Origin of the sequence: Mesorhizobium sp. ESP6-5, from assembly GCF_020164695.1 — a bacterium.
Classification (GTDB): Bacteria; Pseudomonadota; Alphaproteobacteria; order Rhizobiales; family Rhizobiaceae; genus Mesorhizobium; species Mesorhizobium australicum.
The window spans coordinates 110,900-136,671 of record NZ_JAIUGR010000011.1 but is presented as its reverse complement, the minus strand read 5'-3'; the positions used below and the strand labels follow the sequence as shown (position 1 = coordinate 136,671).

The window sequence follows — 25,772 nt, the reverse complement described above, 5'->3', positions numbered from 1 at the left end:
ATATCATCATCAACGAACCGCCACGCAGTCTTGGGCGGTACGGACCGGGACGGGGATCGAGGGAGAGACGATCATGAGGTTTCTTGCGGCGATCTTTTCACGGCAGGTTTTTGCCGTCCTTTTCCTGTCGGCAATTCTTGCCGCCTGCACGGTCGTCGTCGATGACGGACCTGGGCCGCGACCGCGTCCGCCGCGCCCTGAACCGCAATTCTGCACCAAGCAATACGAGCCGGTCTGCGCCCGGCGCGGCGGAGATCGCCAGACCTTCGCCAATGCCTGTCTGGCCGATCGGGCGGGTTACCGCATCGTGCGTGACGGCGCCTGTCACGGCGGTGATGGCGGTGATGGCGGTGGCGAGAAGACGTTCTGCACCCGCGAATATGCTCCGGTGTGCGCCCGCCGGCATGGAGAGATGCGCACCTTCCCCAACGCCTGCGAGGCGCGGGCCTCGGACTACCGCATCGTCGGCGAGGGGCCGTGCTGAGATTCTGCCGTCTCCCGCATGAGGGGAAGGCCATTATTTGTCCACGCCAACATAAGCTTTGCTCTTGAGCAGGCCGGCCAGATGAGCAGCGTTTGAGGCCGCCATTTCGATGGCTTCGGTAACCTTGGCGGGGGTTTTCGGCAGGTCGACGTAATTGACGTCATGCATGGCTTCACCGACCCAGTAGACGCCGCCATTGGCGGGAATGGTGAAGCCGACATCGTTCAGCGCCTGGAAGCACTCCGCATGGCAATGATGCGCGCCGTCCTCGTTGCCGACAATCGCCACCAGGGCCACCTTGCCGGCGGCCGGCATGCGGCCCTTGTCGTCGGTCTCCTCGAGAAAGGCGTCCATCCGCTCCATGACGCGCTTGGCGACGCTCGATGGCTGGCCCAACCAGATCGGCAAGCCGAGAATAAAGATATCGGCGGCCAGGATCTTTTCGCGCAGGCCAGGCCAGTCGTCGCCCCTGCCCATGTCGGAGAGCACGCCAGGCTTGATGTCATGATCAAGCGTGCGCACGACCTCGCCTTCCACGCCATGCGGTTTGAGCGCCGCGAGCAGATCGGCGATGATCTTGTCGGTGGACGATTTTTCCTTGTCGCTGGATGCTTTCAGCGAACAGTTGAGGGCAAAGGCGGTGAGGGACATCGCAAAACTCCTGCATCTGGTGTGCAGGCTCAACGCCGCGAGGCGTTTGCGGTTGCGCGGTGTGTCGGCTGGCCTCCGCTCAGCTGGCCGGATTGTCGGCCAGTTCGAGATTGTCTTCCGTGGTGACCCGTTCGTGGGTCTCCTGGTCGCTGCGGATGCGGTATTGCGGGGAACCGTCCTTGACCGGCAGCCTGCTCTTGATCTCGAACAGTTCCGCGGCCTTGTTGACCAAGCCGGTCCGGCTTTTCATCCGCACGGTCTGGCCGATGGCGAAGAGATGCGAGGGGGTGTCGGTGCGCGGTCGCGCATTCTGTTGAAAACGGATCATGCTGCATTCTCCCGGTCGCGCACCAGCGCGGTTTCGAGGTCCAGGTGGTCGATGGCGACGAGCTGGCTGGTGAGCGGGTTGTTCACCGCCTTTGCCGGCAGATGGATGAAGGTGGCGACGCGGCGCCAGGCAAGCCGCGACATGTCCTCGATCAACTCCTCGTCGTGATCGATGTCGTAGTCGCCGGCCGGCAGTTGTCCTTCCAGGCCACCGAGCATGAATGGCGCGGTGAAATGGGCGATGGAACGGGTGGTGCGGTCGGGCATTGTCCTGGCCTTTTGGGATGAGATTGGCGGGTCGAGAACCTCTGACGCCGCGAGATGCCAATTCTGGCCCAAACCATATGTGATATATAACGGAAATCGGCGCTCTATTCAAGAGTAATAACGAAATTCCTTGCTTCCATTTGAAAAATAGACGGATATAATTTTGGAATAAATCTGCTATGTCTGCGGATATCTTCGAAAATTTCTTCGGGATGTGCCGAGTTTTTCCTCGGCGCCTATGTTTTTATTTTTTCTAAAAGGGATAAAGCCATGGATTCAATCAGAACTTCGAAAGGGAAGAGCATGGCGATCAATCCGATCGTCAGGTCAATCGCCACGTACCCCATTGGCGCTGCCGGAAAGCCGATGGCCGTCCAGTCGGCGCGGCTGACCATCAGAAGCGACGAGGCGGCAAGGCGAACGATCTCCGATACCGATGGAACTGTGAGGCGGGCCAGGCAGGTTGCAGAGACCAATCGCCTGATTTGATCGCTTTCGCCGCGACGTGAGGCGCAGAATCAAGCAAAGCCTTGAACCTGTAACGCCGATGGCCTAGATCGCGGCAGGCGCACGAACACGGTAGGTGTCCCATCAACAGAGATCAGAGAAGAGCGGCGGGTGCGGGGACCAAGCCTGGCGCGGCCAAGTCTGGCGGGGGAGGACAGCCGCCGCTGGGCCTCGACCAGTATGTGCAGCAGGCATTGCAACTGCACCAGGCCGGGCGCCGGCAGGAGGCCGAGGCGATCTACCGCCAGGTGCTGACGCGTCAGCCCAAACACGCGGCCGCGGCGCATTTCCTGGGGTTGCTGCTGCACCAGACGGGGCGCAGCGAAGAAGGCATGGATTTCCTCGAACAGTCGGTTCAGCTGCAGCCGACCAATCCCGACTTCCTCAACAATCTCGGCACGGTGATGCGCGATCTGGGCCGTGTCGCGGCGGCGATCGATTTCTTTCGCGGCGCGGTGGACCTGCGGCCGGAGCAGCTCGCGGCGCGCGACAATCTCGGCTCGTCGCTGAAGCAGATCGGCCGGTTCGACGAGGCCGAGGACATCTATCGCGGCACGGTGCAGCGCAATCCATTCCACGTGCGCGCCCGTATCGGACTTGCCGAAACCCTGCAGGAAGCCGGACGCCTCGACGAGGCGCTGGCTGTCTTCCAGGAGGCACTGACCATCCGGCCTAGGGATGCCGACCTGCTGCACGGACTGGGCGTCGGGCTGATGGAAAAGGGCAAGCTCGACGAGGCGACCGGCCTGTTCCGGCAGGCGGTGGCGATCCAGCCCGGCATGGCCCGCGCGTGGCTGATGCTGACGCAGGTCAAGCGCCAGAAGGAGCGCGATGCCGAAATGACTGGCATGGAGGCGCAGCACGCCAAGGCGCCTCAGGACAGCCTGGCACGCATGCAGCTGTCGTTTGGCCTCGGCAAGGCCAATGACGATCTCAAGGATTATGGCAGGGCCTTCGACTATTTCGCCGAGGGCAATGCCATCCGCCGCAAGGGCATCGACTACGACCCGGTGAAGACGCGCGCCGAATTCGAGGCAATGAAGACGGTGTTCGATGCCGGCTTCTTCGAAAAGCACAGACCGAGCCCGATTGCCGACGACGCGCCGATCTTCGTCGTCGGCATGCCGCGTTCGGGTACGACGCTGGTCGAACAGATCATCGCCAGTCACCCCCAGGTCTATGGCGCGGGTGAGCTCAGCATCCTGAAGACGGCGGTCGGCAAGCAGTTCCCGTCGAACATGCCGGGCGGCTTCCCCTGGGGGGTGGCCGACACGGACGATAGGGATTTCGCCGAGGCGGGGCAGGCCTATCTGGACATGCTGCATGCCCGGTATCCGCATATGCGCCACGTCACCGACAAGATGCCGGGCAACTTCCTGCTTGTCGGCTTCATCCACATGATGCTGCCGAAGGCCAGGATCATCCATTGCGCCCGCGATGCGGCGGCAACATGCCTGTCGATCTACAAGGTGCATTTCCGCGGCGACAGCCACCGCTATGGCTATGACCTCGGTGAGCTCGCCGATTTCCACAATCTCTACACCGACATCATGGCGCATTGGCACAAGGTGCTGCCCGGCGTCGTGCACGATGTGCGCTACGAGGATTTCGTCGCCGACCAGGATGGGCAGAGCCGGGCGCTGATCGACTATCTCGGCCTGCCATGGGACGATGCCGTGCTGTCGTTCCACGAGACCGACAGGCCGGTGCGCACGGCGTCGGCCGCGCAGGTGCGCCAGCCCATGTACCAGGGCTCGGTCGATCTGTGGAAGCGCTATGGCGACAGGCTGAAACCACTGCTGGATAAGCTCGGATAGGCCGATAGCGCGGTAAGGCCGGCCTGCGAACGGCGGTCGAGCTGTCTCAAAGTTCCATGAAGGGCTGGAAGCCGCCGAAGATCATGCGCTTGCCGTCGAACGGCATCGTGGCCATATCGCGCTGCAGACGAGGGTCGGCCATCACCTTGGCCATCACCGCATCGCGATCCTGCCTGGATTTGTATACGGCCCAGGAGAAAACGACGATTTCATCATCCTTGGCCTGAACGGCACGCGGAAACGAGGTGATTTCGCCATAGGGCACGTCGTCGCCGATGCATTCGACATAGGCGAGCGCGCCATGTTCCATCCATATGGGGCCTGCGAGGTTGGCGAGCTTTTTATAGTCATCGAGATTTGCCTTCGGCACGGCAAGCACGAAGCCATCAACATAGGACATGGTGGTCTCCTCTTTGCTGAATTCGAACGCCGGGTCGGCGGGGATACACCCGGCGCGATTGGGCGCATCCCCTCGGCGAGGGGGCGCGCTCGCTAAAGCCTATTCCGTCGGTGCGTTCATTGCCCATGCGACGCCGAAGGGATCCTTCACCTGGCCCCAGCGGTCGCCCCAGAACATCACCTGCAGCGGCGTGACGGCCTCGCAGCCGGCGTCGACGGCGCGCTTCCACCAAGCGTCGATGTCATCCTTGCCGAGATGGAGCTGCAGCGTATAGCCCTGGGCCGCCTGGTGCGGATGGCCGTGTTCCGGATAGGCGTCGCCCAGCATCAGTGTCGAGCCGTTGATATAGAGATGGATATGCATGGTGCGGCCTTTTTCGTCCGCCGGGTAGGCAAAGACTTCCTCGGCCCCGAAAGCCTTCTTGTAGAACTCGGCCGCCTTGATGGCACCGTCGACCTGAATATAGGGGGTCAATCCGCCAAGCACTTTTGGCCGGGGTGGGGTCTGGTCGGTCATTGCATGTTCCTCTTCACGTTGGTTTGGCCTTGCGGACCATAGGACGGATGAGATGACGGCAATCCTACAGGACGCCGAAAATTTTTGGCCGGGCGACAACCGATGGGTTGGGAAGGCGTGCAACGAACTTGCGTCGGCGGCTTCCAATCAGAGCGCAATTCTCTCGGCTCCCAAGCTAAAAGAGTTGGATTGCGCGCCGCCTACTCAGCCCGGAGACGACAATGATCCTCTATTATCAGACCCACTCACCTTTCGCGCGCAAGGCGCTGGTCTTCGCGCATGAGGCAGGCGTCGCCGATCAGCTCCAGGTCATTCATCACGAAACCAGCCCGACCTTGCACAACGCCAGTGTCCACGCCGAAAACCCGCTAGGCCAAGTGCCGGTGCTGCTGCGTCCGGGTGCGCCGGCGATCTTCGATTCCGACGTCATCTGCGCCTATCTCGATACGCTGCATGATGGCCGGAAGTTGCTGCCGCAGGTCGGCGAGGCACGCTGGCAGGCGTTGCGGCTGCAATCGGCCGCCCAAGGCCTTGCGCAGACGGGCATCGCCTTGCGCTGGGAGACGGAAAGGAGACCCGAACAGCTGCGCTATGATGCTCTTGCCGAAGGATATCGGCAGAAGATCGAGGCGACCTACGACTGGGCCGAGGGCGCCCTTGACGACGAGGCGCCGCTCCATGTTGGACATATTGCGCTAGCCACCACGCTGTCCTGGATGGCGTTCCGTCATCTTCCGTCGTTTGGTTCGCGGGCGCGGCTGACGCGCTGGTTCGAGGCTTTCGAAAGGCGTGCGTCGATGCGTGCGACGCCGCTTTCGGGCGATACACATGATTGATTCGCGCTCGCCTGAGAGGCGGCGAGCGTCAACGGTTGTTCCGCGTGTCGAGGATTTCCGGAAAGCCGATATCCTTGCGCAGCGCGGCAGGCAGCGACAGCAGGATGCGTTCGCTGCGGTGACGGGCGCGCGCCGCGGCATACCGGGTTGCGATGCGGCCGATGGATGACAGGACGGACATGACGAATTCTCCCTGGTTTGGCGCCGGCATCATCGTGTCGGCATCCCAAGGACGGGGCCGCAACGGGCGATCCGACAGATTGCCCGGAAAATTTTTTGTCAGCATTTACATCTCGTTCAGGCGTCGCCGAGGAGACCCTATGCGACCTTGAGCGTGGGAATAGCCGAAACATCGACCTCACGCTCGGCGTGCCAGGCATCGAAAGCCGCCTGCATCCGAAGCCAGATCGCGGCGCCGTCGCCGAACAGCTTCCCAAGGCGAGCGGCCACCGCCGGCGAAACCGGCTTCCTTTCGCGGATAATGTCATAGAGCTGCTGCCGGGATATCCCGAGCAGATTTGCAATCTCCACCTTGGTCTTTCCAGTTGCCGGGATAATGTCCTCAAGCAGCGCTCCCGGGTGGGAGGGGCAACGCTCGATCGGACGCGTCGGCTCGTGCACGGTCATACGTCGAACTTCTCCAATCTGGCCGCCTCAGTGATATTGCTCGAAATCGACGCGGGCGGCGTCGTTACCGTCGAATTCAAATGTAATGCACCACGGACCATTGACGTGGACCGTGTAGCGGATGGGATCGAGGCCTTTCAGCGAATGGAAGTCGAAGCCGGGAAGGTTCATCTCCTCCGGCTTTTCCGATGCTTCCAGGCGGTCAAGCCGAACAAGGATGCGCTTGTGCATCTTGGCATCGATCTTGCCGGTTTTTCCGGTTTGAAAAAGGTCGGACAGCGCCTTGTTCTTGAACGATTTGATCATGACATATGTAAACAGATCGCTTACACAAATCAAGAGCCTGTAAGCAGATAATTTACAGGCATGCCGATCTCCCGCCGCTCAGCCGGTTCCCTCAGCCACCTCGCGGAAGAAGCTTTCCGGATCCTCGACTTCGGTCAGCTTCCGCTTCTCGATCAGCCAGAAGCGGTTGCCGATGGCGCGGATGAAGGAGCGGTCGTGCGAGGCGAGCAGACAGCTTGCCTGGTGCTTCAGCAACTCTTCCTCCAGCGCTTCCTGGCCGTCTATGTCGAGATGGTTGGTGGGCTCGTCGAGCAGATAGAAATTGGGATTGGCGAGCCTGAGCGCCAGCATCATCAGCCGTGCCTTCTGGCCGCCCGACAGAACACCGATCTTTTTCTCCTGCATCTCGATGACCACGCCGGCGCCGGCAAGCAGCGAGCGGGCGCGCTGTTCGCCGACATCGTAACGGCGCGAGACCATCGCCAGCGGCGTGTCGTCGCCGCTGATGCCCGACAGCGCCTGGTCGCTGTAGCCGAGCACGGTGGACGGCGTCACCTTCACATTCCGCACCGTGTCCGGCTCGAGGATGGCGTTGCGGATCATGGTGACGAAGCGCGACTTGCCGACGCCGTTGCGGCCGAGCAGCACGATGCGGTCGCCCTGGCAGATGTGGCGCTTGCCGGTCCTGAACAGCAGCGTGCCGTCGGGCGTTTCGACCGCCGCGTCGTCAAGCGTGATCAGCACCTTGGCGTGGGTGCCGCGATTGGCGAGTTTAATCGCGCCCGCCGATTTCTCGCGATGCGCCGGATTGGCGGCCTCTTCCAATTTTTCCGCGCGCTGGTTGAGTTGCTTGGTCTTGACCGTCAGCAGGTCGCTGCCGGAATTGATGCCGATATTGTTGAGCTTGGCCGCCTGCCGGCGCAATTGCTGCGCCACCTTCATGTCGCGCTGGAACTTTCGTTCGGTCGACGCGTCAACCTCGTCCAGCGCCTCCCTGGCGCGGGAATAGGGGAGGGAGAACACCGGCGACTGTTCCGGGCGCAGGAACAGCGTCCGGTTGGTGGTGGCGTCTAGGAAGGCGCGGTCATGGCTGGCGATGATGACGGGCACCTCGCGCGGCAGCGCGTTGAGCCAGGTTTCCAATTGGCTGATGCGGGCAAGGTCGAGATGGTTGGTCGGCTCGTCGAGCAAAAGCATGTCGGGATCGGTGACCCAGACGCGGGCGATCAGCGCCAGCCGCTGCCAGCCGCCGCTCAGTGCCTGCATTTCTCGCCCGCGCATCGGCTCGGGCACGTCAAGCGAATCGAGAACCACATCGACGCGCCACATCTCGCTGTCGGCCTGTTCGGGCGGTAACGCCTCAGCCACAACCTCGTAAAAAGTGCGGCCAAGCAGGGCAGGGGCAACGGACTGCTCGACATGGCCGACACGCAGACCGCGCGTGCGGGTGATGTCGCCTGTCGTCGGTTCCAGTTCGCCGGTCAGGCATTTGAGCAAGGTCGACTTGCCGCGGCCGTTGGCGGCGACGATGCCGAGCCGGTCGCCGTTGCCGATGCTGAGGTCGAGATTGGAAAAGAGCGGCGCACTCATGGTGACGCCGAGGGATTTGAGGCTGATCAGGGCCATTTTGATTTCTCTGGTCTTGCCGGAATGCCGGCTCATGCACTTTGACGGTGCGCGTGCCGGCCATCAGGCCAGGCGTTGCACACCACGAAGGGCAGACCAAAAAATCGAAGCGGGAGAAAACCCGGACCGTCCCTGGTCAGCCCTGCAAGCTGGCTCGCAGGGCGCAAATCGGGCCACGCTGACGATGGTGACGATAGAACGTAAACACGTGAGCCCTCCTTTCGAGACGTTCGAGTGTGACGACTGGCTACACCAAAGGCGAGGCTGATGGCAAGGCCGCCGCTTTCAAGCGGCGCGGGAAGGGGTCCAGCACCAGTATGCAGCCGCCGATGATTGCCACCGCGCCGAAGCCCTGGATCAGGGTCAGCGACTCGCCGAGCACAATCGTTCCGGCCAGCACCGCGATCGTGGTGACGGCGAATTCGACGCTGATGGTCCTGGTCGCTCCGATGCTGGCCACCAGCCGGAAATACACGACATAGGTCAATGCGCTCATCACGCAGGCCAGTATGGCCAGGTAGAGGAAATCGACAGGTCGCGGCATGGCTGGCACCGGCACGGCGAGCAGCAGCGGCAGCGTCATCAGGCCGCCGAACAGGAAGGCGGCGCTGGTGAGTTCCAGCGAGCCGGCCGAGCGCAAATGGCGATTGGCGTAGTTGCTGCCGAATGCCGCCGAGAAGGAACTGAACAGCGAGGCGGCACAGCCGATCGCAAAGGATGCGGTGACCGGAACGGCGGGGAAACCGACCAGGACGATGATGCCGGCAGCGCCGAGCAGCAGTCCGGCCAGGCCGCGAACAGCGATGCGCTCAAGCCCCCAGAGCTGGCCGATGATCATCGAGAACAGCGGGATGGCGGCAACCAGGATGGCCGCCATCGCCGTGCCGATGCGCGGCGTGGCATAGGACAGGCCGATCAGCTGCGCCGCCACCGTCGTCGCGCCGACCGTGGCGAAATGCCGCCAGCCGGCGCTGAAATCCAGCCGTCGCCGCGTCGCGGCGGCAAGCAGAAAGAGCGTGATGCCGGCGATCAGCGCCCGCAAGGTGACCGCGCCGACCCAGCCAAAGGCATGCACCACCTTGAGCAGCACCAGGAACGACAGTCCCCAGGTGACAGCCAGGAAGACGTAGGCGGCGATGTCTCTGGGTTTCATGGGGGAGTTGGCTGATGGTTTTCGGAGCGGAAGAGCAGAATTGAAAGGCCCGTATAGGTTCGTCCCACCACTGGCAAGGTGGCAGGAAGAGCTGATCTATGTTGGAGGGACAGCGGGGGCGCGAAGAATTGCTACCGTCCGGGCCTGCCCGTCTTCCCCGGCCGGCGCTTTTCGCGGCGGGCGTCGCCTTGGTCCTCGTAGGAGCCGATGCCGGAGCGTTGACGGACGATAGGCTTGTCGGCATCGCCGCGATCCTTCGCGCCCCTCTCTGTCCTGCCGGACATCTCCTCCACGGGGGAGATTGGCTGTGGCTTCGCCGGCACTTTTCCTTCTACCGGTTTTTCGGTGCGGCGCACCGTCATCTCGTCGAGCGAGTTCTTCTTGAACAGCGGCTTGGTCGCATCGCCGGGGATGCCGAAGTCGGAGCCATGCGCTTCTTCCGCCGACTGCTTCTTGAACAGCGACCGCGACACCGCGCCTGACGGCGTCGGCATGTCGGTGCCAGGCCCCATGTCGTCCAGTGACGGCTTGGCGAACAGTGGCTTCTTCACCGGCACGGCGCCGTCGGCGCCCATCTCGTCGAGATCGGGCTTGCGGAAGAGGTTCGGCCTGGCGGCCTTGGCTGCCTCTTCGGCGGCGCGTGCCTGATCGAGCTTGCGGAACCGTTCCTGTTCCTCCAATGTCCGATGCTTGGCCACGCCCTTGTTGTGCTTGCCCTTTTCGCGGCCAGAGGCCGGACTTTGGCCTTCCACCTCGCGCGCCAGCGGATCGTCGGAGATCGACAATTCCATCTCGTGCAGCCGCTTGATCTCGTCGCGGATGCGGGCCGCCTTTTCGAAGTCGAGATTGGCGGCGGCGTCGCGCATCTGCTTGTCCAGCGCGTCGAGATGGGCCTTGAAATTGTTGCCCATCATGGCGCCGGCGCTGTCGGTGAACTGCGAGATGTCGGCGCGAACATGGTCCTTCTCGTAGACCGAGTCCAGAATATCGGAGATGCGCGACTTGACCGATTCCGGCGTGATGCCGTTGGCGGCGTTCCACTCCATCTGCTTCTCGCGGCGCCGGTTGGTCTCGGCCATCGCCCGCTCCATCGAACCGGTGACTTGGTCCGCGTAGAGGATGACCTTGCCGTCGACGTTGCGGGCGGCACGGCCGATGGTCTGGATCAGCGAGGTTTCCGAACGCAGGAAACCTTCCTTGTCAGCGTCGAGAATGGCGACGAAGCCGCATTCGGGAATATCGAGGCCTTCGCGCAAAAGGTTGATGCCGACCAGCACGTCGAAGGCGCCGAGGCGCAGGTCGCGCAGGATCTCGATGCGCTCCAGCGTGTCGATGTCGGAGTGCATGTAACGCACGCGCACGCCCTGCTCGTGCAGGTATTCGGTCAGGTCCTCCGCCATGCGCTTGGTCAGCACCGTCACCAGTGTGCGATATCCCGCCTTGGTGGTGTCGCGGATCTCACCGACGACGTCGTCGACCTGGCTCTTGGCCGGGCGCACCTCGACCGGCGGATCGATCAGGCCGGTCGGGCGGATAACCTGTTCGGCGAAGACGCCGCCGGCCTGTTCCATCTCCCAGCCGCCCGGTGTCGCCGAAACGGCAACCGAGAGCGGCCGCATTGCGTCCCATTCCTCGAAGCGCAGCGGTCGGTTGTCCATGCAGGAGGGCAGGCGGAAGCCATATTCGGCCAGCGTCGCCTTGCGCCTGAAGTCGCCGCGATACATGCCGCCGATCTGCGGCACGGTGACGTGGCTCTCGTCGATGAAGACCAGCGCATTGTCTGGAATGTACTCGAACAGCGTCGGCGGCGGATCGCCCGGCTGGCGGCCGGTGAGGTAGCGCGAATAGTTCTCGATGCCGGCGCAGGAGCCGGTGGCTTCCAGCATTTCGAGGTCGAAGCGGCAGCGCTGCTCCAGCCGCTGCGCCTCGAGCAGGCGGCCGGCGCGCTCGAGTTCCACCAGCCGGTGCTTGAGCTCTTCCTTGATCGACTTGATCGCCTGGTTGAGCGTCGGGCGCGGCGTCACATAGTGCGAGTTGGCGTAGATCTTGACGCTCTTCAACTCGCCGGTCTTCTGGCCGGTCAGCGGGTCGAACTCGGTGATCGCCTCGATCTCGTCGCCGAACATCGAGATGCGCCAGGCGCGGTCCTCAAGGTGGGCCGGGAAGATCTCGATCGTGTCGCCGCGCACGCGGAACGAGCCGCGCACGAAATTGATGTCCTGGCGCTTGTACTGCTGGGCAACGAGGTCGGCGAGCAGAGCGCGCTGGTCGAGCCGGTCGCCGATCTGCATCTGGAAGGTCATCGCCGTGTAGGTCTCGACCGAACCGATACCGTAGATGCAGGATACGGAGGCGACGATGATGACGTCGTCGCGCTCGAGCAGCGAACGCGTCGCCGAATGGCGCATGCGGTCGATCTGCTCGTTGATCGAGGATTCCTTCTCGATGAAGGTGTCGGTGCGCGGAACGTAGGCTTCCGGCTGGTAATAATCGTAATAGGAGACGAAATACTCCACCGCGTTGTCGGGGAAGAATTTCTTGAACTCGGAATAGAGCTGCGCGGCCAGCGTCTTGTTGGGCGCCAGGATCAGAGCGGGGCGCTGCGTCTCCTCGATCACCTTGGCCATGGTGAAGGTTTTTCCGGAGCCGGTGACGCCGAGCAGCACCTGGGTGCGGTCGTTGTTGTCGACGCCCTCGACCAGATCCTTGATGGCGGTCGGCTGGTCGCCGGCGGGCTCGAAATCCGACACCATCTTGATGGCGATGCCGCCTTCGGATTTTTCCGGCCGGGCAGGGCGGTGCGGCGTCCACAGCACGCCGTCCTTGTGTAGCGGATTGCCGGATTCGATTAGCGCCGAGAGCGCGGCCACCGTGGCGGTGACGCCACTGGACGACATCGTCTCGGCTTCTTCCAGCGAGATGTCGAGCCCGGCGACCGGATTGAGGCCGGCCGCCGTGCGTTCGCGGGCCGACGCGGCGCCGCCCATCGAGGTGCCGCGCGCGGTGCGGCCCGGCGCGGCGGAGCGCTCGGGTATTTTCTTCGGCGACTTGGCGCCGCCGCCTTTGCCCGCGGCGCGTCCTTCCCGTTCAGCCTCCTGCTCGATCTGCTCGGCCCAATCGGCGATCGAGCCGGTCAGCGGCGTGCCCGACAATTCGGCCTGCGGCATCTCGGCGAAGCCGCCCTTGTGCAGCGGTTCCGAGGCGTCGAGGAAATCGGTCAGCGGGCTGCGCCGCTTAGGCGCGGCGCGGTCCTCATTCGCCGTCGGCGGCGTTCTTTTATCGGGGGATTTGGCCATGTCCCGAATATGGGATTTCTCGGCCAAAATGGAAAGAGCGCGATGAGGACGGGCCGGCGGTCGCGTCAGGCTCCTGACAGAAGGCTGTCAGGAGGTGGCGGACGGTTTCGCCTTATCTCAAGCGCCGCTTCCGTTCGACGCGACCCGGGTCGCCGATCCGTTCAGGCGATCCACCACGACGAGGCGGGTGACCTTGCCCTTCTTGAAGGCGGCGAGGAAGCGGGAATAGTCCCTGAAGACGACGCAGCCATTGGATTCGGCGCGACCGCCCCGCAGCATGTAGGTATGCGCGAGCAGGCCGTTGCGGTTGTATTTGTTGCCGCCGCTCGTCGGGGTCAGGCGGATCGCCTCGACGCCGTGGAAGCGGGATTCGCGCAGCGACAGATTGTAGGTGTTGGGCGGCGTCGGGCCACGATCCTTGACGTGGACATAGCGCGGCTGGTCGACCATTGCGCCGAGGCCGGAATGCGCCTCGAGCCGCTGGCCGTCGGGCATGTAGACGGTCTTGGCGCTGATGTCGTAGACGGCGACCCCATGGCCGGCGCCGCTTCCGGCGCTCGGGCCGTTGAACAGGTTCCTGAACGCCTGGCCGAGGCCGCCCGAAGGCGTGTCCGGCTTGGCATAGGCCAGCACGTCGCCACCATCACGGGTCCGGCCTTGCCGGGCCGGCTGCCTGGCTTGCTGGACGGGCTTCGGCTGGGGCGCCGGCTTCTGCTCCAAGGTCCTGGGCTGTGCGGCCGGCTTGTCCTCTTCCACGATCCGGGGTTGCCGCGGCGCGTCATATTGCGGGCGGCGGGTCGGCAGCGGCACGTCGTCGGTGAGCGCATCCGGCAGCGAAGCGGCGTCGCCCGGCTGTTCCTGCTGGGTCTCGACAGGCGCCACCGCGACATCGGGCGAGGATTCGGTCATCGGCAGCGGCGAGGCGAAAGCTTCGTCCTCGACCGGCATCGACTCGACCAGGGCAAGCGCCAGCTGCGCGTTGTCGGGCGTTTCCGACTGGGCAAAGCCCATCGGCGCCGGCGCGGTCTGCACGACGGAACCCGTTTCGGCGCGGGCGAAGCGTTCCGCCGCCGGAGCCGGCATGTCGTTGGACAGGCTGGCCATGACCTGGACGGACGGCACCAGGGACGCCTCGGTGATCCGTGGAGTGGCGCTGGAAATCACTGGATGGGTGCTGGCCGCGGTCGCAGGCTTTCCCGCGCCGGCGAAGGCAGCGGCGAGCTTTGTCGGCGACAGCGACGCTTCCATCAGTTCGAAGCGCTGCTGCGATTTCGACTTCGCCGGCGTTGGCTTGGCCTGCGCCACCAGGCGCCCGGATTTCTCCGCCTTGGAGGTTATCGCGGCCAGCTTGAAGCAACTGGCACCGCACTGTACGGCATGGTCGTGCAGCGCCTGCGCGCCGCCATGCGTATTGGCTGTCATGAAGGGCGCCGAAGAGCTGAGGAAATGCTGCTTCAGCGGATCGGCGAGAGCGAGCGTGCCCGGCATGGACAGCGTCTGCGGCAGGCCGACCGACGTGACCGAAAGCGAGGCACCGACAGAGCTAAGGCCGGCCATGGTGCCGATCAGCCATAGGCCGACGGCGGCGCTGACGCCCGGCACCGCAATCCAGCGGACAACCCGTTCAGGGGTGAAGGATGAGGCACGTGGCGCTTCGAAGGCGGTCTCGCCGCTGCAACGCCTGTCCCCGACAATTTTACGACTCAACAACGCCATGCAACCAATCTTGCTCCAATCGGCTCCCACGTCCGCGGCTGTGATAGCCGCGACGACCATTCTGTGAGTGATCCCAGGTGGTCCCCGACGCGTTTGCCGCGCCTGTCGTTAGTTGCCGATTGCTTCAAAATATGGACAAAGTTGGTTAACCAATCCCTCTCAAAACCAATCGAGAGACGTGGACTTTGTGCCGAAAAAGGCTCGTCCACGACCATGCACGCGGTATTGCAGCCCTTCCAAGGCTTTTTTGCTGCCTGTTTTTATCTGCCGAGTCAAGCAGAACAGTCTTTGCCAACCTCCGCAAAAAGGCGATTCGGCGCTTCCGGGACAGTGAGGCACGCCAAATGCCTGTCGGCCGAGCGCCCGCAAACATCACGGGTGCCAACAGATTTTGTTGCCGTGCTGCCACAAGTCTTCGGCCCAAAAGGGTCGGCTCTCGGGGCTCATAGCAGCGGTCGTGGTGGGCTCCTACGGCTCCAACGCCGCTGTCCAAGGGTTCCCTACTTTCGGATACGTCGGGGTTCGGCCGACGCGCAGCGTCCGCGCCGCTCAGTTGAACCACAGTGCGAACGTCAAAAACCCGCCACCTCTAAACTCGCGCTGGATCTGGTCGAAATCCTCGCTGGTCAGGATCTTGCCGCTCTCCAGATAAGGCGCGATGCCGGGACCGGTGATCGAGAGTACGAGGTCGAAGGGTTTAGGCTCGTCGAAGAAGCGCTTCATGTTGATCCCTTTGCCGGTGATGCGGAAGTGCGGCAGCAGCGCGCGGCCTTCGAGCAGGTCCTCGGCCATCGTCAGGGTCGCGAGCCAGGCCTGCACCTGCTCCTCGCCGACTTCGAGGCCGGTGAGCGGGTTCTCGCCCTTTTGCTGCGGGCCGGGCAGCCATTCGCGGTCATTGTCGGTCTCGGCGCGGATCGCCTTCCAGTCCTCGCGCGACAGCCGGATCATTTCGAGCAGCTCCTGGCGCGCCGCCTTGCGGCGTTCCGGTTCGACAACCGGCCAGTTGACGAGATGCACCATCGAGATGAAGTCGGCGATGCGCCATTCCGAGGAGAAGATGCTCGAGCCCATCTCGCTTGGCGGCGGCACGAGGATGTCCTGCAACGGCAGCTTGGCGCGCGGAAACAGCATGTGGAACGAGCCGTCGAACGTGCCCTTGAAATCATGCGCCAGCCAGAAATCGGCCTGCGCCATCAGGAATTCGGCATAGCCTTGCAGCCAATAGCCGTCGGCGCGGTCGAAGCGGAAGGTGAGCGCGGGGGCTGTATCGCCCTGGGAGATGCCGCCGCGCGACAGCGCCGCCATGATCGCCGCCATGCTTTCATCCGGAGCGATGGTGCCGTCCTCGTTGAGGTCGATGCCGACATGGGTGAAGTCGATGACCATGCCGATATCGGCATCGGCCGGCACCGAACCAAGCGTGGTGGCGGACTTTGCCAGCCGGTCACGGAAGGCGACCAGTATGGCGCGGAACTCTTCGTAGGTCAGCGGCTCGGGATTGGGGTTCGCCGGTACCGGCAGCCGCATCAGCGGCAGCATGAAGGATTGCGGGCTCTCGAACCCATGGCGATGCAGGCCGCTGGCCAGCAGTTCCAGCGCGGTGAAGAACTCGCCGGCGCCGGCGGCATAGGCTGACGCTGGATCTTTCGGCGCGGCCGCTTCCAGGGTCGACAGCGCGCCGTCGCGCGCGGCCACGGTCCTTGCCTCGAACAAAGCGGTTGCTGCTTCGGGCATGGCCGCCGATGCGGACGACAGCGGCACGAGCACAATGAAGGCCGATGCCAGCAGGCTTGCTATTCGTGTCATCTTTTCCCTCCCATTTGTCGCCGGCGACCATACACAGATTTACGACGCCGCGCCTGTGATGCCGGCACGCCGTTCACATCGTTGCATGATTGTCACCGGGGCACGCTTCAACCGGTCCGGCGGACGGTCTACAGAAGGCCAACGATGAGGCGTGCCGTGTCGAACTATCCGCTCTCCTACAAACTGTCCTGGCTGCCGCGTTTCCTGAAACCGTCGCTCGGCGGTGACGCCACCGGATTTGCGCCGGCGGCCGGGACGCTGATGGACCCGCTACCGAGACAGACGGTGCGGCTGGCCTTCATCGGCGACATCTCGGCGGTAGCCAACCGGAGCGCGCCGGACTGCGATCCGGCGATCAAGGCGCTGCTGGGCACGGCCGACCTGGTGATCGGCAATTGCGAAAGCCCTGTCGTCGACAGGCCGAGCGCCGTGCTGGGGACAAAGCTCGGTACGCATCATGCGATGAGCGAACGCTTTCTGGCCGAGGCACTCGCGGCGGTTGGCATCAGGCGCGAAAAACTGGTCCTGTCGCTGGCCAACAATCATGTGTTCGACCAGGGCGTCGCCGGTTTCGACGCGACGGTCGCGGCGTTGAAGCGGCTCGGTATCGGCACCATCGGCCTCGCCGCCAAGGGTCCGGTCGAACGCTTCGCTGCCGGGCCGCTCGCTCTCGGCTTCGCCGCTTTCACGCTCTGGCGCAACGCCGATGAGAGACTGTTTGCCGACCGCGTCTCGATGGAAGGCGATCCGGCGCGCTGGCCGCGCGAGGCGAGTGCTGGGGTCGATCTCCTCTGTGCCGTGCCGCACTGGGATTGGGAATTCCGGCATTTTCCGCGCGCCGCAACACGGGCACTGGCGCGGCGGCTGGCCGGGCAGGGCGTCGGTCTGATCGCCGGCCATCACGCCCATGTCGTGCAGCCGGTGGAGCGGATCGGCGGGACGGTGATTGCCTATGGGCTCGGCGATTTCCTCGGCACCGCTTTTGCCCGCCAGCCATGGCCGGGGCGGATTGGCGGGATTTTCATGGTGGACGTCAGCGCCGATGCGGAGACGCGCGGCGCTGTCGCGTCCTACTGGTTTCATCCCTTTGTGCGCTTGCGTGCGGGAGACCACGAACGGCTGCTGCCGGTCGAGGCATTGGACGAGTCCATGCGGCAAAAAATCGAGGGCCGGCTGGACGCGATCTTTCCTGCTTCCCTTGTGGACGCGTCGCCCTGACCGCGTGACAGGTCCACGACAGGGCAGGGGTAAGCGCTGGCGACTTTCCCGCGAAAATGGCTATCATGCGGCAACACTGGCGGCGGGGATTGGCGATGGAGACAGCGGATTTCATGCCGGGCGCGGCTGCTATCGCAGCCATTAAGAAAGACATCGAGGTCTACGAAGCGAAAAGGGCCTCGGTGGCACGCGCGGCCAAGTGGCGCGCACCGTTGTTCGTTGGCCTGGTGGTCGTCTTCGTGGCGCTCATTGCGTGGCTGTTCAACACGGTCGCCGATCCCAACGAGCAATGGTTCTCAACGCCGCACGTATTTCTGTACGTGGTCGGCTTCGTGGTGGCGGTCGTGCTTTATTTCCGGGCGATCAGGCCGACGGCGAGGCTGCAGCAATCGTTTCGCCAGACGCTGATGCCGATCATCTTCGGCTTCATTGGGGATATGCGCTACCAGCATGACGTGACGCCGCATTCCTTTGACCGATTGCCGCGCGAGACCGTCGGCGGTTTCACCATGAGCCGCTTCGACGATATCATCTCCGGACGATATGACGGATTTGCGTTCGAACTGTACGAAGCCGACCTATGGGACGGGGGCGCCACCAAGAACAAGGCGACCACATTCAAGGGCGTCGTCGTCGCCTTCGAAACCATCGAGCCGTTTCCAGGAATACTGGTCGCGGCGCGACGTGCCAGCGGTGTGATCGGCTTTTTCCGAGGCATGTTCGCGCCCAGGATGCAGGAACTGCCGTCCGGCGTGCCGGAGCTCGACGCCGCCTACGAGTTCCGCACCAACAATGTCGAGGCGGCGCGGCCGCTGGTGACCGGCCGGCTGGCGCAAGCGCTGAAATGGCTCGGCGAAACCTGGCCGGACGAGCCCGCGCGTGTCGCGCTCAACGGCAGCGACGGTTTTCTGCTCCTGCCGCAGCCGAAGAATTTTTTCGAGCTACCTGATATTTCGGTGCCGCTCGACTACGCCAGCCATGTCGCACCGATGATTTCGGACCTGGGTGCCATGCTGGCGACCGCGGCACTGGTGCGCAAGATCGGCGCAAGCTAGTCCGGTTGGGCAAACGATCAACAATCGTAACCGGATTTGTCGCGCAGGTAGTCCGCTTCTTCCTTCGACATCCTCTTGAACATCACACACACGGTGAAGCTCCCTACTTGCCGCCCGTCGTGTCTATATCCCCAGTCCGAAATATCGTCCCTGGTGAATTCTATCTCCTGGCCGAGGACGACATTGCGCACAGCTGCCGGTTCGTTTGCCAATATGCCGACGAACCCCGTTTCGGTACGCTGGAACGGGATGACCCAGAAGTGCTCGCTGATATCCCCATCGCGCACCTCGACCTTCAATTTGAACCTGTCCGTCCCAGAGGGCGGCGTTCCGGCCAGGGCCAGGAACTCATCCAGGCTGGCAAGAGCCTTTGCAGTCGCCGTCGCCATCTCGGGGTCGTCCGTAGCAAACATAAGCGCTTTGTCATCGTTCGGAAACGCGGCTTGCGCGCCGGCCGATCCCGGAGCACACGCCAACATCATCAAGGACATCATGGACCGGACTGCAAGCTTCATGGAAAGGCCCCCTCATGGTAACGGCGCACCATCCGGCATCCGTTCCAGATTTGCAACCGGAGCGCGAGTTTTCTCCATTTCAATTGGCGATCTGAACTGATCCATGACACAAAATGTGTATCGACAACCGCTCGGCGGTCTGTTTCGTGATGCTGCTCGAGACGGATTGCGGCGGCCTCGCCGTGATCGCAACCGCTCGCCACAATCCCTCTAAACGACTCTTTTCGCGAACGGAAATGCGCTCGCCGGGGGAACCGAAGCGGCCCGGAATGATGTCGGCCGCAGACAATATGTCGGAATTAAGCTTATGATATCCTTTGCGAAAATTCACCCAACGTGATTTGCCGATGATAGCTGTTTCGTTCCAGTTTCGGGCCGTTCGGTGCTGCCCTCTCCCAAGCGGTACCGGAAAACCGAAACAGCACGGAGTGATATCCATGAAGAAGACCCTCGCAACCACCGCCGCTTTGCTCGCCTTCCTCGGCACGGCCTATGCCGCGACCGTTCAGGGCACCATCCAGGCGGTCGATCCGACAACCAAGTCGGTCACCCTCGACGACGGCAAGATCTACCAGTTGTCGCCCGATGCGTCGGTCGGGAAACTGAAGGTCGGCGCCAAGGTGGCGGTGACCGTCGACGACAAGACCGGCATGGTGACGTCGATCAAGAAGGCCTCATAGAGACTGCCGACCGGACTTTGAGACCCTGATCCAATCTGGCCGGTTCCTTGGGAACCGGCCATTTTCATTGGGTTGGACACTCACCGCCGGGCGACGACGGTGGCGGAACGCCGTTGCGGCAGCGCCGCTATGGTTTTTGCCAAAAGGCCGCGCTATTCCTTGGCTGCGGGGGGATCCGATGGCCGAGGAACAAAAGGGATTGCGCCTGTCGCGGCGGCTGCTGCTGGGGGCGGCTGTTTTTGGCGGCGCCGTGCTGTGGGGCGGCACCACCGTGGCGCGGCTGGCGCGAGGCCCGTCAGGGCCGAAGAACAGCGGACGCATCGCCGATGTAGACGGCATCGCACTGCCGCTGAAGTCGATCGGGAGCCCGCCCGCCTTCGATCCGTCGCTGCCCTGGCTGGCCAAGGGCGGCGACATCAACGATGCCAGCGGTCTGTCGAGGACGCCGATCTATGGCGTCGTCGAGGTCAGCGAGGAAGAGCATATCGCCAAGGCGCTCGCCTTCGCGCGCGCCAACGGGCTGAAAGTGTCGCTGGCGGCCATCCGCCATTCGATGGGCGGGCATGCTTTCGACGACAATGCGCTGGTCCTGGATATGAGAAAGTTCAACAAGGTTACGGTGGACGCCGCGGCCAAGACCATGACCTTGCAGCCGGGCGCGTGCTGGCACGACATCCAGACCATGCTGCATCCGCGCTTCGCGGTGAAGGCGATGCAGTCGACCGATATCTTTTCAGTCGGCGGCTCGCTGTCGGTGAACGCGCATGGCATGGACCATCAGGCGGGCTCGGTAGCCGGCTCCATCCGCTCGATGCGGGTGATGCTGGCGGACGGGTCGGTGACCATCTGCTCGCCAACCGAAAACATCGAGCTGTTCCGACATGTCGTCGGCGGCTACGGTCTGTTCGGCGTGGTGCTGGAGGCGACGCTCGATATCGTCGACAATGCCGTCTACCGCACCTTGCGCGAGATTATCAGATCCGACGATTTCCCGAAATTCTTCGCCGAGGTGCTGGAGCCGAACAAGGACATTGGCCTGTTCTACGGGCACCTGTCGACGGCGCCGGGCAATTTCCTCGAGGACATGATCGTCTACCGCTACGATAGAGTGGCGGAGCAGCCGCCGGCCGACCAGCCGGCGCTCGGCGAACCCGATGGCGTCGGCCTGAAGCGGGTGATCATGAACATGGCCAAATGGGGCAGCGCGTTCCAGGAACTGAAATGGTTCACCGAAAAGACGCTGGAGCCGAAATTCGAGAGTTGTACGGTGCCGCGTAGCTCGGCGCTTGCCCAGGGCGAGGCCTGTCTCGTCACCCGCAACAACCCGATGCACGATTCGGTGCCGTATCTGTTCAACGACCTCATGAACGAGACCGACATACTGCACGAATATTTTATTCCACGCGCGAGCTATAATCCATTCATCGCGGAAGCGCGCGAAATCCTCCGCAACCAGGATCTGCCGGTGCTCAACGCCTCGGTGCGCATCGTCCACAAGGAGGACGTGGCGCTGACCTACGCGCCGGAGCCGGCCTATTCGCTGGTGCTCTATATAAACCAGCCGGCCGATGCCGATGGCAACGCCAGGATGCGGGCGCTGACGCGGGCGCTGATCGACGTGACGATCAAGCATGGCGGGCGCTTCTTCCTGCCCTACCAGCTGCACTATACGGCCAAGGAATTGCTGGCGTCCTATCCCGAACTTCCGGCCTTCCTGACGGCAAAGCGGTACTATGACCCGACGGAATTGTTTTCCTCGACCTTCTACCGTGCCATCAAGGCGCTGAGCGAGACGGTGTAGACGGGCGGCACGCGGGCCGGCCTACAGGCCCGTCGGCATCAGCCCCGCCAGCCAGTTCACGGAGCGCTTTGCCGCGTCGGCGGTTGCCGAGGCGGCGCGGCCGAGATCGGTCTTGACCACGGCGTAGCCATTCTTCGTGCGATAGAGCACGCTGGTTCCGCCGTCGACCACCTGTTCATAGGCGACGGGCCGGGCAGCGGCCGCGTCCAGGGTCGTCGTGGGCGAACCGACCGGGACGCTCGGCCGATGGCTGAGTTCCGGCGGCAGCGGGCTTTCCGTCCTGACGGTCCGGCTGGCGGGCTTCAGTTCCGGGCCCGACGCGATCGCGGCCAGGTGCGAGGAGGACGCCGAGCCCTTCGCGCGGCAGATGCCGGACACCAGCGGATAATTGAAATTGCGCTCGTGCAGGATCTGGCTCTTCATCGCCGCTTCGCAATCGGCGATGGTCGACCACTTGGCCGGCGTCTCGCCGATATATTCGCACAGCTTGGCGTCGCAGTCGCAGCCGACAATGGTCATGGCGACAAGGGCGGTCTTGATCACAGTCTCGTCCCTTCGAGATGCCCCCCGGCAGCCCAGTCAGGCATGTCGCGCCTTCAGGCGACATGCGATCTTCCATTGCGCGCGAACAAGGCGGGATTTTGCCGCGATTGTGGAATGAGCATGACGGCTCGCCGATCCTGACCAGGCGTGGCTGAAAAGCCTCAGTAGTCGTAGACGTGTTCGAGCCTGGCGCCGGCCTTGATCAGCGACGGCAGCACCAGATGCAGCTTGCGCACGGCCACGACCATGCCGGTGCGGCGCGTCGAGGGGTCCGCCGGCAGCGGATAGCTGAAAAGGATGCGCATGCCTTCGGGAATGGCGATCGAATCGGTCGACAGCACCGTTACCATGATCTCGTCATTGCCGCCGATCTCGACAAAGGAGACTCCCTTGTCGATCAGCCGCGGGATCATGTCGGTGAACACCTGGTAGCGCCTGGTGACGAAGACGGTGCCGTCCGCGCCGTAATCGCGTTCCAGCAAGGTGTCGGGCTCGTTGCGGGTGGCTTCGCCGACCGGCCCCCTGGCCCAGACATGGACATCGAGGAAGGCCGGGTCGGAGGTCGCGGCAAGCGCCTTGGTGATCAGGTCGGCATAGCCTTGCTTGATGGTGTCGGCGAGACCGAAGGCAAGCTTGCGTTCGCTGGTGCGGACGGAACTGTCACCAGGCGCCGGCTGCACCGCGAACAGCCCGGCGCGCTTCTCGGCATAAGGGAACTGGTACCACGGCACCTGATCGAGGAAAGAGGCATACTCCGCGGCCATCTTGGCCTGGTAGATGTCGGCCGCCGTGCGCTTGGCTGACGTCGCCTCGGTGATGCGACCGACCGTGTTCTCATAGGCCCATTGCAGGATATGCTCGATCGAATGGCTGGTGCCGATGATGACCAGCATCTGGTGGTTGGCGTAGTTGAACCTGTAGGGAGAACTGGCGCGGATCACCGTGGCATAGTCTTGCCAGAAGCGGCCGACATAGGACCAATAGGGAAAGCCGCTCGGCTGGTCCTTGCCGACGAAACCGGCATATTCGCGCGCGGCGTAGACGATCGCCCATTCCGGGTAGGTGAGGAAGGTCGACTCCTCCGGCCGCTGGTAACCGGGGATTTCGGCGCGCACCTTGTCGGCCAGCGCCTTGGGCGGCGCGCCGTCGGCAATGCCGGGCAGCGGCGTCCTGTCGAGCGCCGGCGTCGTCAGGAAGCCATAGGCCAGCCCGGCGATCGGGATCAGGATGACGATGACGATCAGCCAGAGGATCGCCTTGACGATGCGCTTTATCAAGCGGAACAGGAACATGGCCCGTCAGGCCGTGGCGAAGTGGTCGTAGATGCGCTTCGACAGCCAGAAGCCGATATAGACGGCGATGCCGCCAATGACGATGTGCGGCAGGTTGGCGAAGAAGCGGGCAGGGAATTCGATGTCGTTGAGGGAGCGGAAGCCGTTGATGAAGATACCGGCATCGAGGCAGCCTGAGCCGGTGATCAGCCCGAGCACGCCGTCGAACAGGTAGACCGAGCCGAACAGCTTGAAATAGAACACCGCCTGGCGATGCGAGATGAAGGCGGCGGCCAACGCCCAGACGCCGGAGAAGGCGTGCAGCAGGTCGTCGTACCATTGCAATGAGAACAGGCCGAACAGATTGCCGTCTGCATCGTTGAAGGCCGGAATGTAGCCGATGGCCACGACGCCGAAGAACAAGAACGCGTAGGCGACTGCAAGCTTCTGGATCAGCGTCATGAAGTATCCCCCTTCTACGAGCCCATTTGTAAACGCTACTCTGCCAGCCGCCTGACGCGGTTTTCTGCGCTTCCGCGTTCTACTGCACCGCAGCAGAACTGTGCTCACGGACCCAAAGGTCCGCTTTGCTTCGGTTCTCGAAAACCACGCCATCCGACTCGGCAGAGCGCGTTTTCAAACGGGCTCTGACGACGTCGAACGTTAGCTGATTTTGCCGCCGGTTGCAGCCCCAACCGGAAACACCGTAAAAATTGCGTGGGAGAGCCAAAAGACAGTCGGCGCCGGGATTTCTCCCAGCGCCTCCCTGTCAGATCAGGACACGGTCGCGGCAGCAACTTCCGTAAAGTCGTCGCGCCATGCCGGCCTTGATTTTGACGGTCCTGCCAGAAGCCACCCGAGAGCAGCATCCGTTCCAGACCACGCCGGTCTTGGCCCTCGCGGGCCTTTGCCCTGCGTGCCATCGAAGGTTTTTGCCGTCCTTCATGGCAGCATCGGTCCGCCGTCGGCGTTGGCACGCTTTCCGCGGCCCCGTAGGTCTCGGCTTCCGTCCCTTGAACAAGCAAGCCTGCTCTCGTTCCGGGCCGTACGGGCCTCAGGAAATCCGCCTTTCACTTCGCCTTTCGGCTTGATGATCGGTAGCCGCCTGAGATGGGTTCAACTTACGCCGGGTAAGGGGTTTGGGGAATGGCCGCGCCCCTGTGGATAGCGGGATTATCGGGGACCAATGCCAGAAGCCAGGGAAGTTCAAGCGCGAAGGCCTTAGACAGCCTGCCCCGCGCTTTTTGGCGTCCATGGCCGAACGCGCCCTTGCTCCGCCGGCCGGTACGAGTTTGAATGCCGGCAAAGGATCGGGCATCCAGGTCCGGCGCCGGGGAGGGCGAAACTTGAAGGTCGGGGTGGTGCTCAATCCGATTGCCGGCGGCGGCCGGCTGAAACGGCATTGGCCTGACGTCGCCGCCGCGCTGAAAAAGCACTTCGGCGATTTCGAACTGCGCGAGACGCAGGCCGAAGGCGACGCCGAGCGGCTGGCGCTCGATCTCGCGGCAAACGGCTTCGACCTGGTGATCGCGGCCGGCGGCGACGGCACGGCGAGCGAGGTGGCCGACGGCTTGCTGCAGGCCCGCGAGGAGGGCGGCAGGACGACCGAGCTTGGCCTGCTGCCGTGCGGCACCGGCATCGACTTCGCGCGCGGGCTCGGCCTGCCGAAGGAGATCGGCGCGACGCTGGAACGGATTGCCGGGGCGAAGGCCAGGGCGGTCGATGCCGGCCGCATCTGCTATATCGACGACCATGGCGCGCTGGCCAGCCGCCACTTCATCAACATCGCCAGCCTTGGCCTGTCGGGCGCCACTGATCGCGCCGTCAATGCCGACAAGCGCAAGGGCAGGATGTCGGCCAAGGCGCTGTTCCTGTGGCGCACCGTGGTCGAGTTCATCCGCTACCGCTTCCAGGACGTGCGGATCACAGTCGACGACGGCACGCCGGTCGAGGCGCGCATGGCGCTGGTGGCGGTGGCCAATGGCAAATTCTTCGGCGGCGGCATGATGATCGCGCCCGATGCCGAACTGACCGATGGACGGTTCGACATCGTCATCCTGCGCGCGGCGGGCAAGCTGAAGCTGATCTGGGACATCCGCCTGCTCTATGGTGGGCGGCACCGCAATCATCCAGCGATCGCCATCCTGCGCGGCAGGAAAGTGGTTGTCGAACCGCTCGGCGACGTCGAGAAGAATGGCGCGCTGGTCGACATAGACGGCGAGTCACCGGGGCGCATACCCGCCACCTTCGAGATCCTGCCTGGTGCGTTGCTGGTGAGATATTGAATCAAGGCACAGCCCGGCGGTGGAGCGTCTCAACGTCGTCATCCCAGGGCGAAGCAGGAGCGAAGCTCCGTCGCGGAGACCCTGGGATCC

Annotated in this window: 27 protein-coding genes; 8 read left to right on the top strand and 19 right to left on the bottom strand. The window is 63.4% G+C overall.

The genetic code is table 11. From position 1 onward, the window contains the following. The first annotated feature begins 73 nt into the window (after positions 1 to 73). Entirely contained in the window at positions 74 to 484 is a 411-nt protein-coding gene (locus tag LB524_RS19405) for a Kazal-type serine protease inhibitor domain-containing protein (RefSeq protein WP_015316108.1), read from the top strand. A gap of 33 nt (positions 485 to 517) precedes the next feature. On the opposite strand, the gene LB524_RS19400 is transcribed toward LB524_RS19405, so the two are convergent. The 4 genes from LB524_RS19400 to LB524_RS19385 form a co-directional block, all read right to left on the bottom strand. Continuing rightward, on the bottom strand, positions 518 to 1,135 hold the full coding sequence (locus tag LB524_RS19400) for a flavodoxin family protein (RefSeq protein ID WP_140823223.1): 618 nt from the start codon (positions 1,133 to 1,135) through the stop codon (positions 518 to 520). Between the two features lie 79 nt (positions 1,136 to 1,214). Further along, positions 1,215 to 1,463, bottom strand: a complete 249-nt coding sequence (locus LB524_RS19395) for a hypothetical protein (protein ID WP_015316110.1) — start codon at positions 1,461 to 1,463, stop codon at positions 1,215 to 1,217. Further along, complete coding sequence (locus LB524_RS19390; RefSeq protein ID WP_224529394.1) at positions 1,460 to 1,729, bottom strand: hypothetical protein; 270 nt, start codon at positions 1,727 to 1,729, stop codon at positions 1,460 to 1,462. Before LB524_RS19390 ends, LB524_RS19395 begins: the two co-directional genes overlap by 4 nt. 236 nt (positions 1,730 to 1,965) lie before the next feature. Beyond that, positions 1,966 to 2,205: a hypothetical protein gene (locus tag LB524_RS19385; protein ID WP_181172906.1), complete on the bottom strand. Its 240-nt coding sequence runs from the start codon at positions 2,203 to 2,205 to the stop codon at positions 1,966 to 1,968. Positions 2,206 to 2,418: 213 nt separating this feature from the next. Here LB524_RS19385 and LB524_RS19380 point away from each other — a divergent pair, with 213 nt between their 5' ends. Then, positions 2,419 to 4,053 (top strand): tetratricopeptide repeat-containing sulfotransferase family protein, encoded by a 1,635-nt coding sequence (locus LB524_RS19380; RefSeq protein ID WP_411909926.1) that lies wholly within the window; start codon positions 2,419 to 2,421, stop codon positions 4,051 to 4,053. A 46-nt stretch (positions 4,054 to 4,099) separates the two neighbouring features. Here LB524_RS19380 and LB524_RS19375 read toward each other — a convergent pair whose 3' ends face one another. Then, positions 4,100 to 4,453 carry a DUF1428 domain-containing protein gene (locus LB524_RS19375; protein ID WP_140617709.1) on the bottom strand — a complete coding sequence of 118 codons (354 nt, stop codon included), beginning with the start codon at positions 4,451 to 4,453 and terminating at the stop codon, positions 4,100 to 4,102. Positions 4,454 to 4,552: 99 nt separating this feature from the next. Further along, positions 4,553 to 4,969: a VOC family protein gene (locus LB524_RS19370; RefSeq protein WP_140823225.1), complete on the bottom strand. Its 417-nt coding sequence runs from the start codon at positions 4,967 to 4,969 to the stop codon at positions 4,553 to 4,555. Positions 4,970 to 5,190: 221 nt separating this feature from the next. On the opposite strand from LB524_RS19370, the gene LB524_RS19365 reads away from it, so the two are divergent. Then, a complete protein-coding gene (locus LB524_RS19365; protein WP_140875424.1) occupies positions 5,191 to 5,805 on the top strand; it encodes a glutathione S-transferase in 615 nt (204 codons plus the stop codon). 28 nt (positions 5,806 to 5,833) lie between these two features. On the opposite strand, the gene LB524_RS19360 is transcribed toward LB524_RS19365, so the two are convergent. The 8 genes from LB524_RS19360 to LB524_RS19325 form a co-directional block, all read right to left on the bottom strand. Beyond that, positions 5,834 to 6,091, bottom strand: coding sequence for a hypothetical protein (locus LB524_RS19360; RefSeq protein ID WP_015316117.1), 258 nt, complete (start codon positions 6,089 to 6,091; stop codon positions 5,834 to 5,836). A gap of 32 nt (positions 6,092 to 6,123) precedes the next feature. Continuing rightward, positions 6,124 to 6,432, bottom strand: a complete 309-nt coding sequence (locus tag LB524_RS19355) for a HigA family addiction module antitoxin (protein WP_015316118.1) — start codon at positions 6,430 to 6,432, stop codon at positions 6,124 to 6,126. Between the two features lie 27 nt (positions 6,433 to 6,459). Beyond that, positions 6,460 to 6,738, bottom strand: a complete 279-nt coding sequence (locus LB524_RS19350; RefSeq protein ID WP_015316119.1) for a type II toxin-antitoxin system RelE/ParE family toxin — start codon at positions 6,736 to 6,738, stop codon at positions 6,460 to 6,462. 78 nt (positions 6,739 to 6,816) lie between these two features. Then, on the bottom strand, positions 6,817 to 8,343 hold the full coding sequence (locus tag LB524_RS19345; protein WP_224529389.1) for an ABC-F family ATP-binding cassette domain-containing protein: 1,527 nt from the start codon (positions 8,341 to 8,343) through the stop codon (positions 6,817 to 6,819). Between the two features lie 247 nt (positions 8,344 to 8,590). Then, positions 8,591 to 9,496, bottom strand: a complete 906-nt coding sequence (locus LB524_RS19340; RefSeq protein ID WP_224529386.1) for a DMT family transporter — start codon at positions 9,494 to 9,496, stop codon at positions 8,591 to 8,593. Positions 9,497 to 9,627: 131 nt separating this feature from the next. After that, positions 9,628 to 12,792, bottom strand: coding sequence for an excinuclease ABC subunit UvrB (gene uvrB / locus LB524_RS19335; RefSeq protein ID WP_140721741.1), 3,165 nt, complete (start codon positions 12,790 to 12,792; stop codon positions 9,628 to 9,630). 117 nt (positions 12,793 to 12,909) lie between these two features. Continuing rightward, the gene (locus tag LB524_RS19330) at positions 12,910 to 14,508 is read right to left on the bottom strand and encodes a DUF2778 domain-containing protein (protein WP_224529374.1); all 1,599 of its coding nucleotides are present in this window, start codon (positions 14,506 to 14,508) and stop codon (positions 12,910 to 12,912) included. A 549-nt stretch (positions 14,509 to 15,057) separates the two neighbouring features. Continuing rightward, the gene (locus tag LB524_RS19325; protein ID WP_224529372.1) at positions 15,058 to 16,314 is read right to left on the bottom strand and encodes a hypothetical protein; all 1,257 of its coding nucleotides are present in this window, start codon (positions 16,312 to 16,314) and stop codon (positions 15,058 to 15,060) included. 144 nt (positions 16,315 to 16,458) lie between these two features. Between LB524_RS19325 and LB524_RS19320 the strand changes: the two genes are divergently transcribed. Together LB524_RS19320 and LB524_RS19315 are read left to right on the top strand one after the other, a co-directional pair. Further along, complete coding sequence (locus LB524_RS19320) at positions 16,459 to 17,532, top strand: CapA family protein (protein ID WP_224529370.1); 1,074 nt, start codon at positions 16,459 to 16,461, stop codon at positions 17,530 to 17,532. 95 nt (positions 17,533 to 17,627) lie between these two features. Beyond that, positions 17,628 to 18,587 (top strand): hypothetical protein, encoded by a 960-nt coding sequence (locus LB524_RS19315; protein WP_224529368.1) that lies wholly within the window; start codon positions 17,628 to 17,630, stop codon positions 18,585 to 18,587. 17 nt (positions 18,588 to 18,604) lie between these two features. Here LB524_RS19315 and LB524_RS19310 read toward each other — a convergent pair whose 3' ends face one another. Both LB524_RS19310 and LB524_RS19305 read right to left on the bottom strand, forming a co-directional pair. After that, the gene (locus LB524_RS19310; RefSeq protein ID WP_224529366.1) at positions 18,605 to 19,102 is read right to left on the bottom strand and encodes a YegJ family protein; all 498 of its coding nucleotides are present in this window, start codon (positions 19,100 to 19,102) and stop codon (positions 18,605 to 18,607) included. A gap of 79 nt (positions 19,103 to 19,181) precedes the next feature. After that, positions 19,182 to 19,541: a hypothetical protein gene (locus LB524_RS19305; RefSeq protein ID WP_157163629.1), complete on the bottom strand. Its 360-nt coding sequence runs from the start codon at positions 19,539 to 19,541 to the stop codon at positions 19,182 to 19,184. Between LB524_RS19305 and LB524_RS19300 the strand changes: the two genes are divergently transcribed. Both LB524_RS19300 and LB524_RS19295 read left to right on the top strand, forming a co-directional pair. Further along, complete coding sequence (locus LB524_RS19300; protein ID WP_015316128.1) at positions 19,540 to 19,782, top strand: DUF1344 domain-containing protein; 243 nt, start codon at positions 19,540 to 19,542, stop codon at positions 19,780 to 19,782. The two genes, LB524_RS19305 and LB524_RS19300, sit on opposite strands and share 2 nt — an antisense overlap. 178 nt (positions 19,783 to 19,960) lie before the next feature. After that, entirely contained in the window at positions 19,961 to 21,583 is a 1,623-nt protein-coding gene (locus tag LB524_RS19295; RefSeq protein ID WP_224529364.1) for an FAD-binding oxidoreductase, read from the top strand. Between the two features lie 21 nt (positions 21,584 to 21,604). Here LB524_RS19295 and LB524_RS19290 read toward each other — a convergent pair whose 3' ends face one another. From LB524_RS19290 to LB524_RS19280, 3 genes are all read right to left on the bottom strand, one after another. Next, the gene (locus LB524_RS19290) at positions 21,605 to 22,126 is read right to left on the bottom strand and encodes a hypothetical protein (RefSeq protein WP_224529362.1); all 522 of its coding nucleotides are present in this window, start codon (positions 22,124 to 22,126) and stop codon (positions 21,605 to 21,607) included. A 161-nt stretch (positions 22,127 to 22,287) separates the two neighbouring features. After that, complete coding sequence (locus LB524_RS19285; RefSeq protein ID WP_224529360.1) at positions 22,288 to 23,418, bottom strand: hypothetical protein; 1,131 nt, start codon at positions 23,416 to 23,418, stop codon at positions 22,288 to 22,290. A 6-nt stretch (positions 23,419 to 23,424) separates the two neighbouring features. Further along, positions 23,425 to 23,859, bottom strand: a complete 435-nt coding sequence (locus LB524_RS19280) for a hypothetical protein (protein ID WP_140617720.1) — start codon at positions 23,857 to 23,859, stop codon at positions 23,425 to 23,427. Between the two features lie 884 nt (positions 23,860 to 24,743). Here LB524_RS19280 and LB524_RS19275 point away from each other — a divergent pair. Further along, on the top strand, positions 24,744 to 25,682 hold the full coding sequence (locus tag LB524_RS19275; RefSeq protein WP_224529358.1) for a diacylglycerol/lipid kinase family protein: 939 nt from the start codon (positions 24,744 to 24,746) through the stop codon (positions 25,680 to 25,682). Positions 25,683 to 25,772 lie beyond the last annotated feature (90 nt).

Excerpts from the sequence above, each read along its gene's own strand:
- LB524_RS19405 (WP_015316108.1), top strand. The coding sequence starts at position 74 with ATGAGGTTTCTTGCGGCGATCTTTTCACGGCAGGTTTTTGCCGTCCTT.
- LB524_RS19400 (WP_140823223.1), bottom strand. The coding sequence starts at position 1,135 with ATGTCCCTCACCGCCTTTGCCCTCAACTGTTCGCTGAAAGCATCCAGC.
- LB524_RS19395 (WP_015316110.1), bottom strand. The coding sequence starts at position 1,463 with ATGATCCGTTTTCAACAGAATGCGCGACCGCGCACCGACACCCCCTCG.
- LB524_RS19390 (WP_224529394.1), bottom strand. The coding sequence starts at position 1,729 with ATGCCCGACCGCACCACCCGTTCCATCGCCCATTTCACCGCGCCATTC.
- LB524_RS19375 (WP_140617709.1), bottom strand. The coding sequence starts at position 4,453 with ATGTCCTATGTTGATGGCTTCGTGCTTGCCGTGCCGAAGGCAAATCTC.
- LB524_RS19370 (WP_140823225.1), bottom strand. The coding sequence starts at position 4,969 with ATGACCGACCAGACCCCACCCCGGCCAAAAGTGCTTGGCGGATTGACC.
- LB524_RS19365 (WP_140875424.1), top strand. The coding sequence starts at position 5,191 with ATGATCCTCTATTATCAGACCCACTCACCTTTCGCGCGCAAGGCGCTG.
- LB524_RS19360 (WP_015316117.1), bottom strand. The coding sequence starts at position 6,091 with ATGCTGACAAAAAATTTTCCGGGCAATCTGTCGGATCGCCCGTTGCGG.
- LB524_RS19355 (WP_015316118.1), bottom strand. The coding sequence starts at position 6,432 with ATGACCGTGCACGAGCCGACGCGTCCGATCGAGCGTTGCCCCTCCCAC.
- LB524_RS19350 (WP_015316119.1), bottom strand. The coding sequence starts at position 6,738 with ATGATCAAATCGTTCAAGAACAAGGCGCTGTCCGACCTTTTTCAAACC.
- LB524_RS19345 (WP_224529389.1), bottom strand. The coding sequence starts at position 8,343 with ATGGCCCTGATCAGCCTCAAATCCCTCGGCGTCACCATGAGTGCGCCG.
- LB524_RS19340 (WP_224529386.1), bottom strand. The coding sequence starts at position 9,496 with ATGAAACCCAGAGACATCGCCGCCTACGTCTTCCTGGCTGTCACCTGG.
- uvrB (WP_140721741.1), bottom strand. The coding sequence starts at position 12,792 with ATGGCCAAATCCCCCGATAAAAGAACGCCGCCGACGGCGAATGAGGAC.
- LB524_RS19330 (WP_224529374.1), bottom strand. The coding sequence starts at position 14,508 with ATGGCGTTGTTGAGTCGTAAAATTGTCGGGGACAGGCGTTGCAGCGGC.
- LB524_RS19325 (WP_224529372.1), bottom strand. The coding sequence starts at position 16,314 with ATGACACGAATAGCAAGCCTGCTGGCATCGGCCTTCATTGTGCTCGTG.
- LB524_RS19320 (WP_224529370.1), top strand. The coding sequence starts at position 16,459 with ATGAGGCGTGCCGTGTCGAACTATCCGCTCTCCTACAAACTGTCCTGG.
- LB524_RS19315 (WP_224529368.1), top strand. The coding sequence starts at position 17,628 with ATGGAGACAGCGGATTTCATGCCGGGCGCGGCTGCTATCGCAGCCATT.
- LB524_RS19310 (WP_224529366.1), bottom strand. The coding sequence starts at position 19,102 with ATGAAGCTTGCAGTCCGGTCCATGATGTCCTTGATGATGTTGGCGTGT.
- LB524_RS19300 (WP_015316128.1), top strand. The coding sequence starts at position 19,540 with ATGAAGAAGACCCTCGCAACCACCGCCGCTTTGCTCGCCTTCCTCGGC.
- LB524_RS19305 (WP_157163629.1), bottom strand. The coding sequence starts at position 19,541 with ATGGATATCACTCCGTGCTGTTTCGGTTTTCCGGTACCGCTTGGGAGA.
- LB524_RS19295 (WP_224529364.1), top strand. The coding sequence starts at position 19,961 with ATGGCCGAGGAACAAAAGGGATTGCGCCTGTCGCGGCGGCTGCTGCTG.
- LB524_RS19285 (WP_224529360.1), bottom strand. The coding sequence starts at position 23,418 with ATGTTCCTGTTCCGCTTGATAAAGCGCATCGTCAAGGCGATCCTCTGG.
- LB524_RS19280 (WP_140617720.1), bottom strand. The coding sequence starts at position 23,859 with ATGACGCTGATCCAGAAGCTTGCAGTCGCCTACGCGTTCTTGTTCTTC.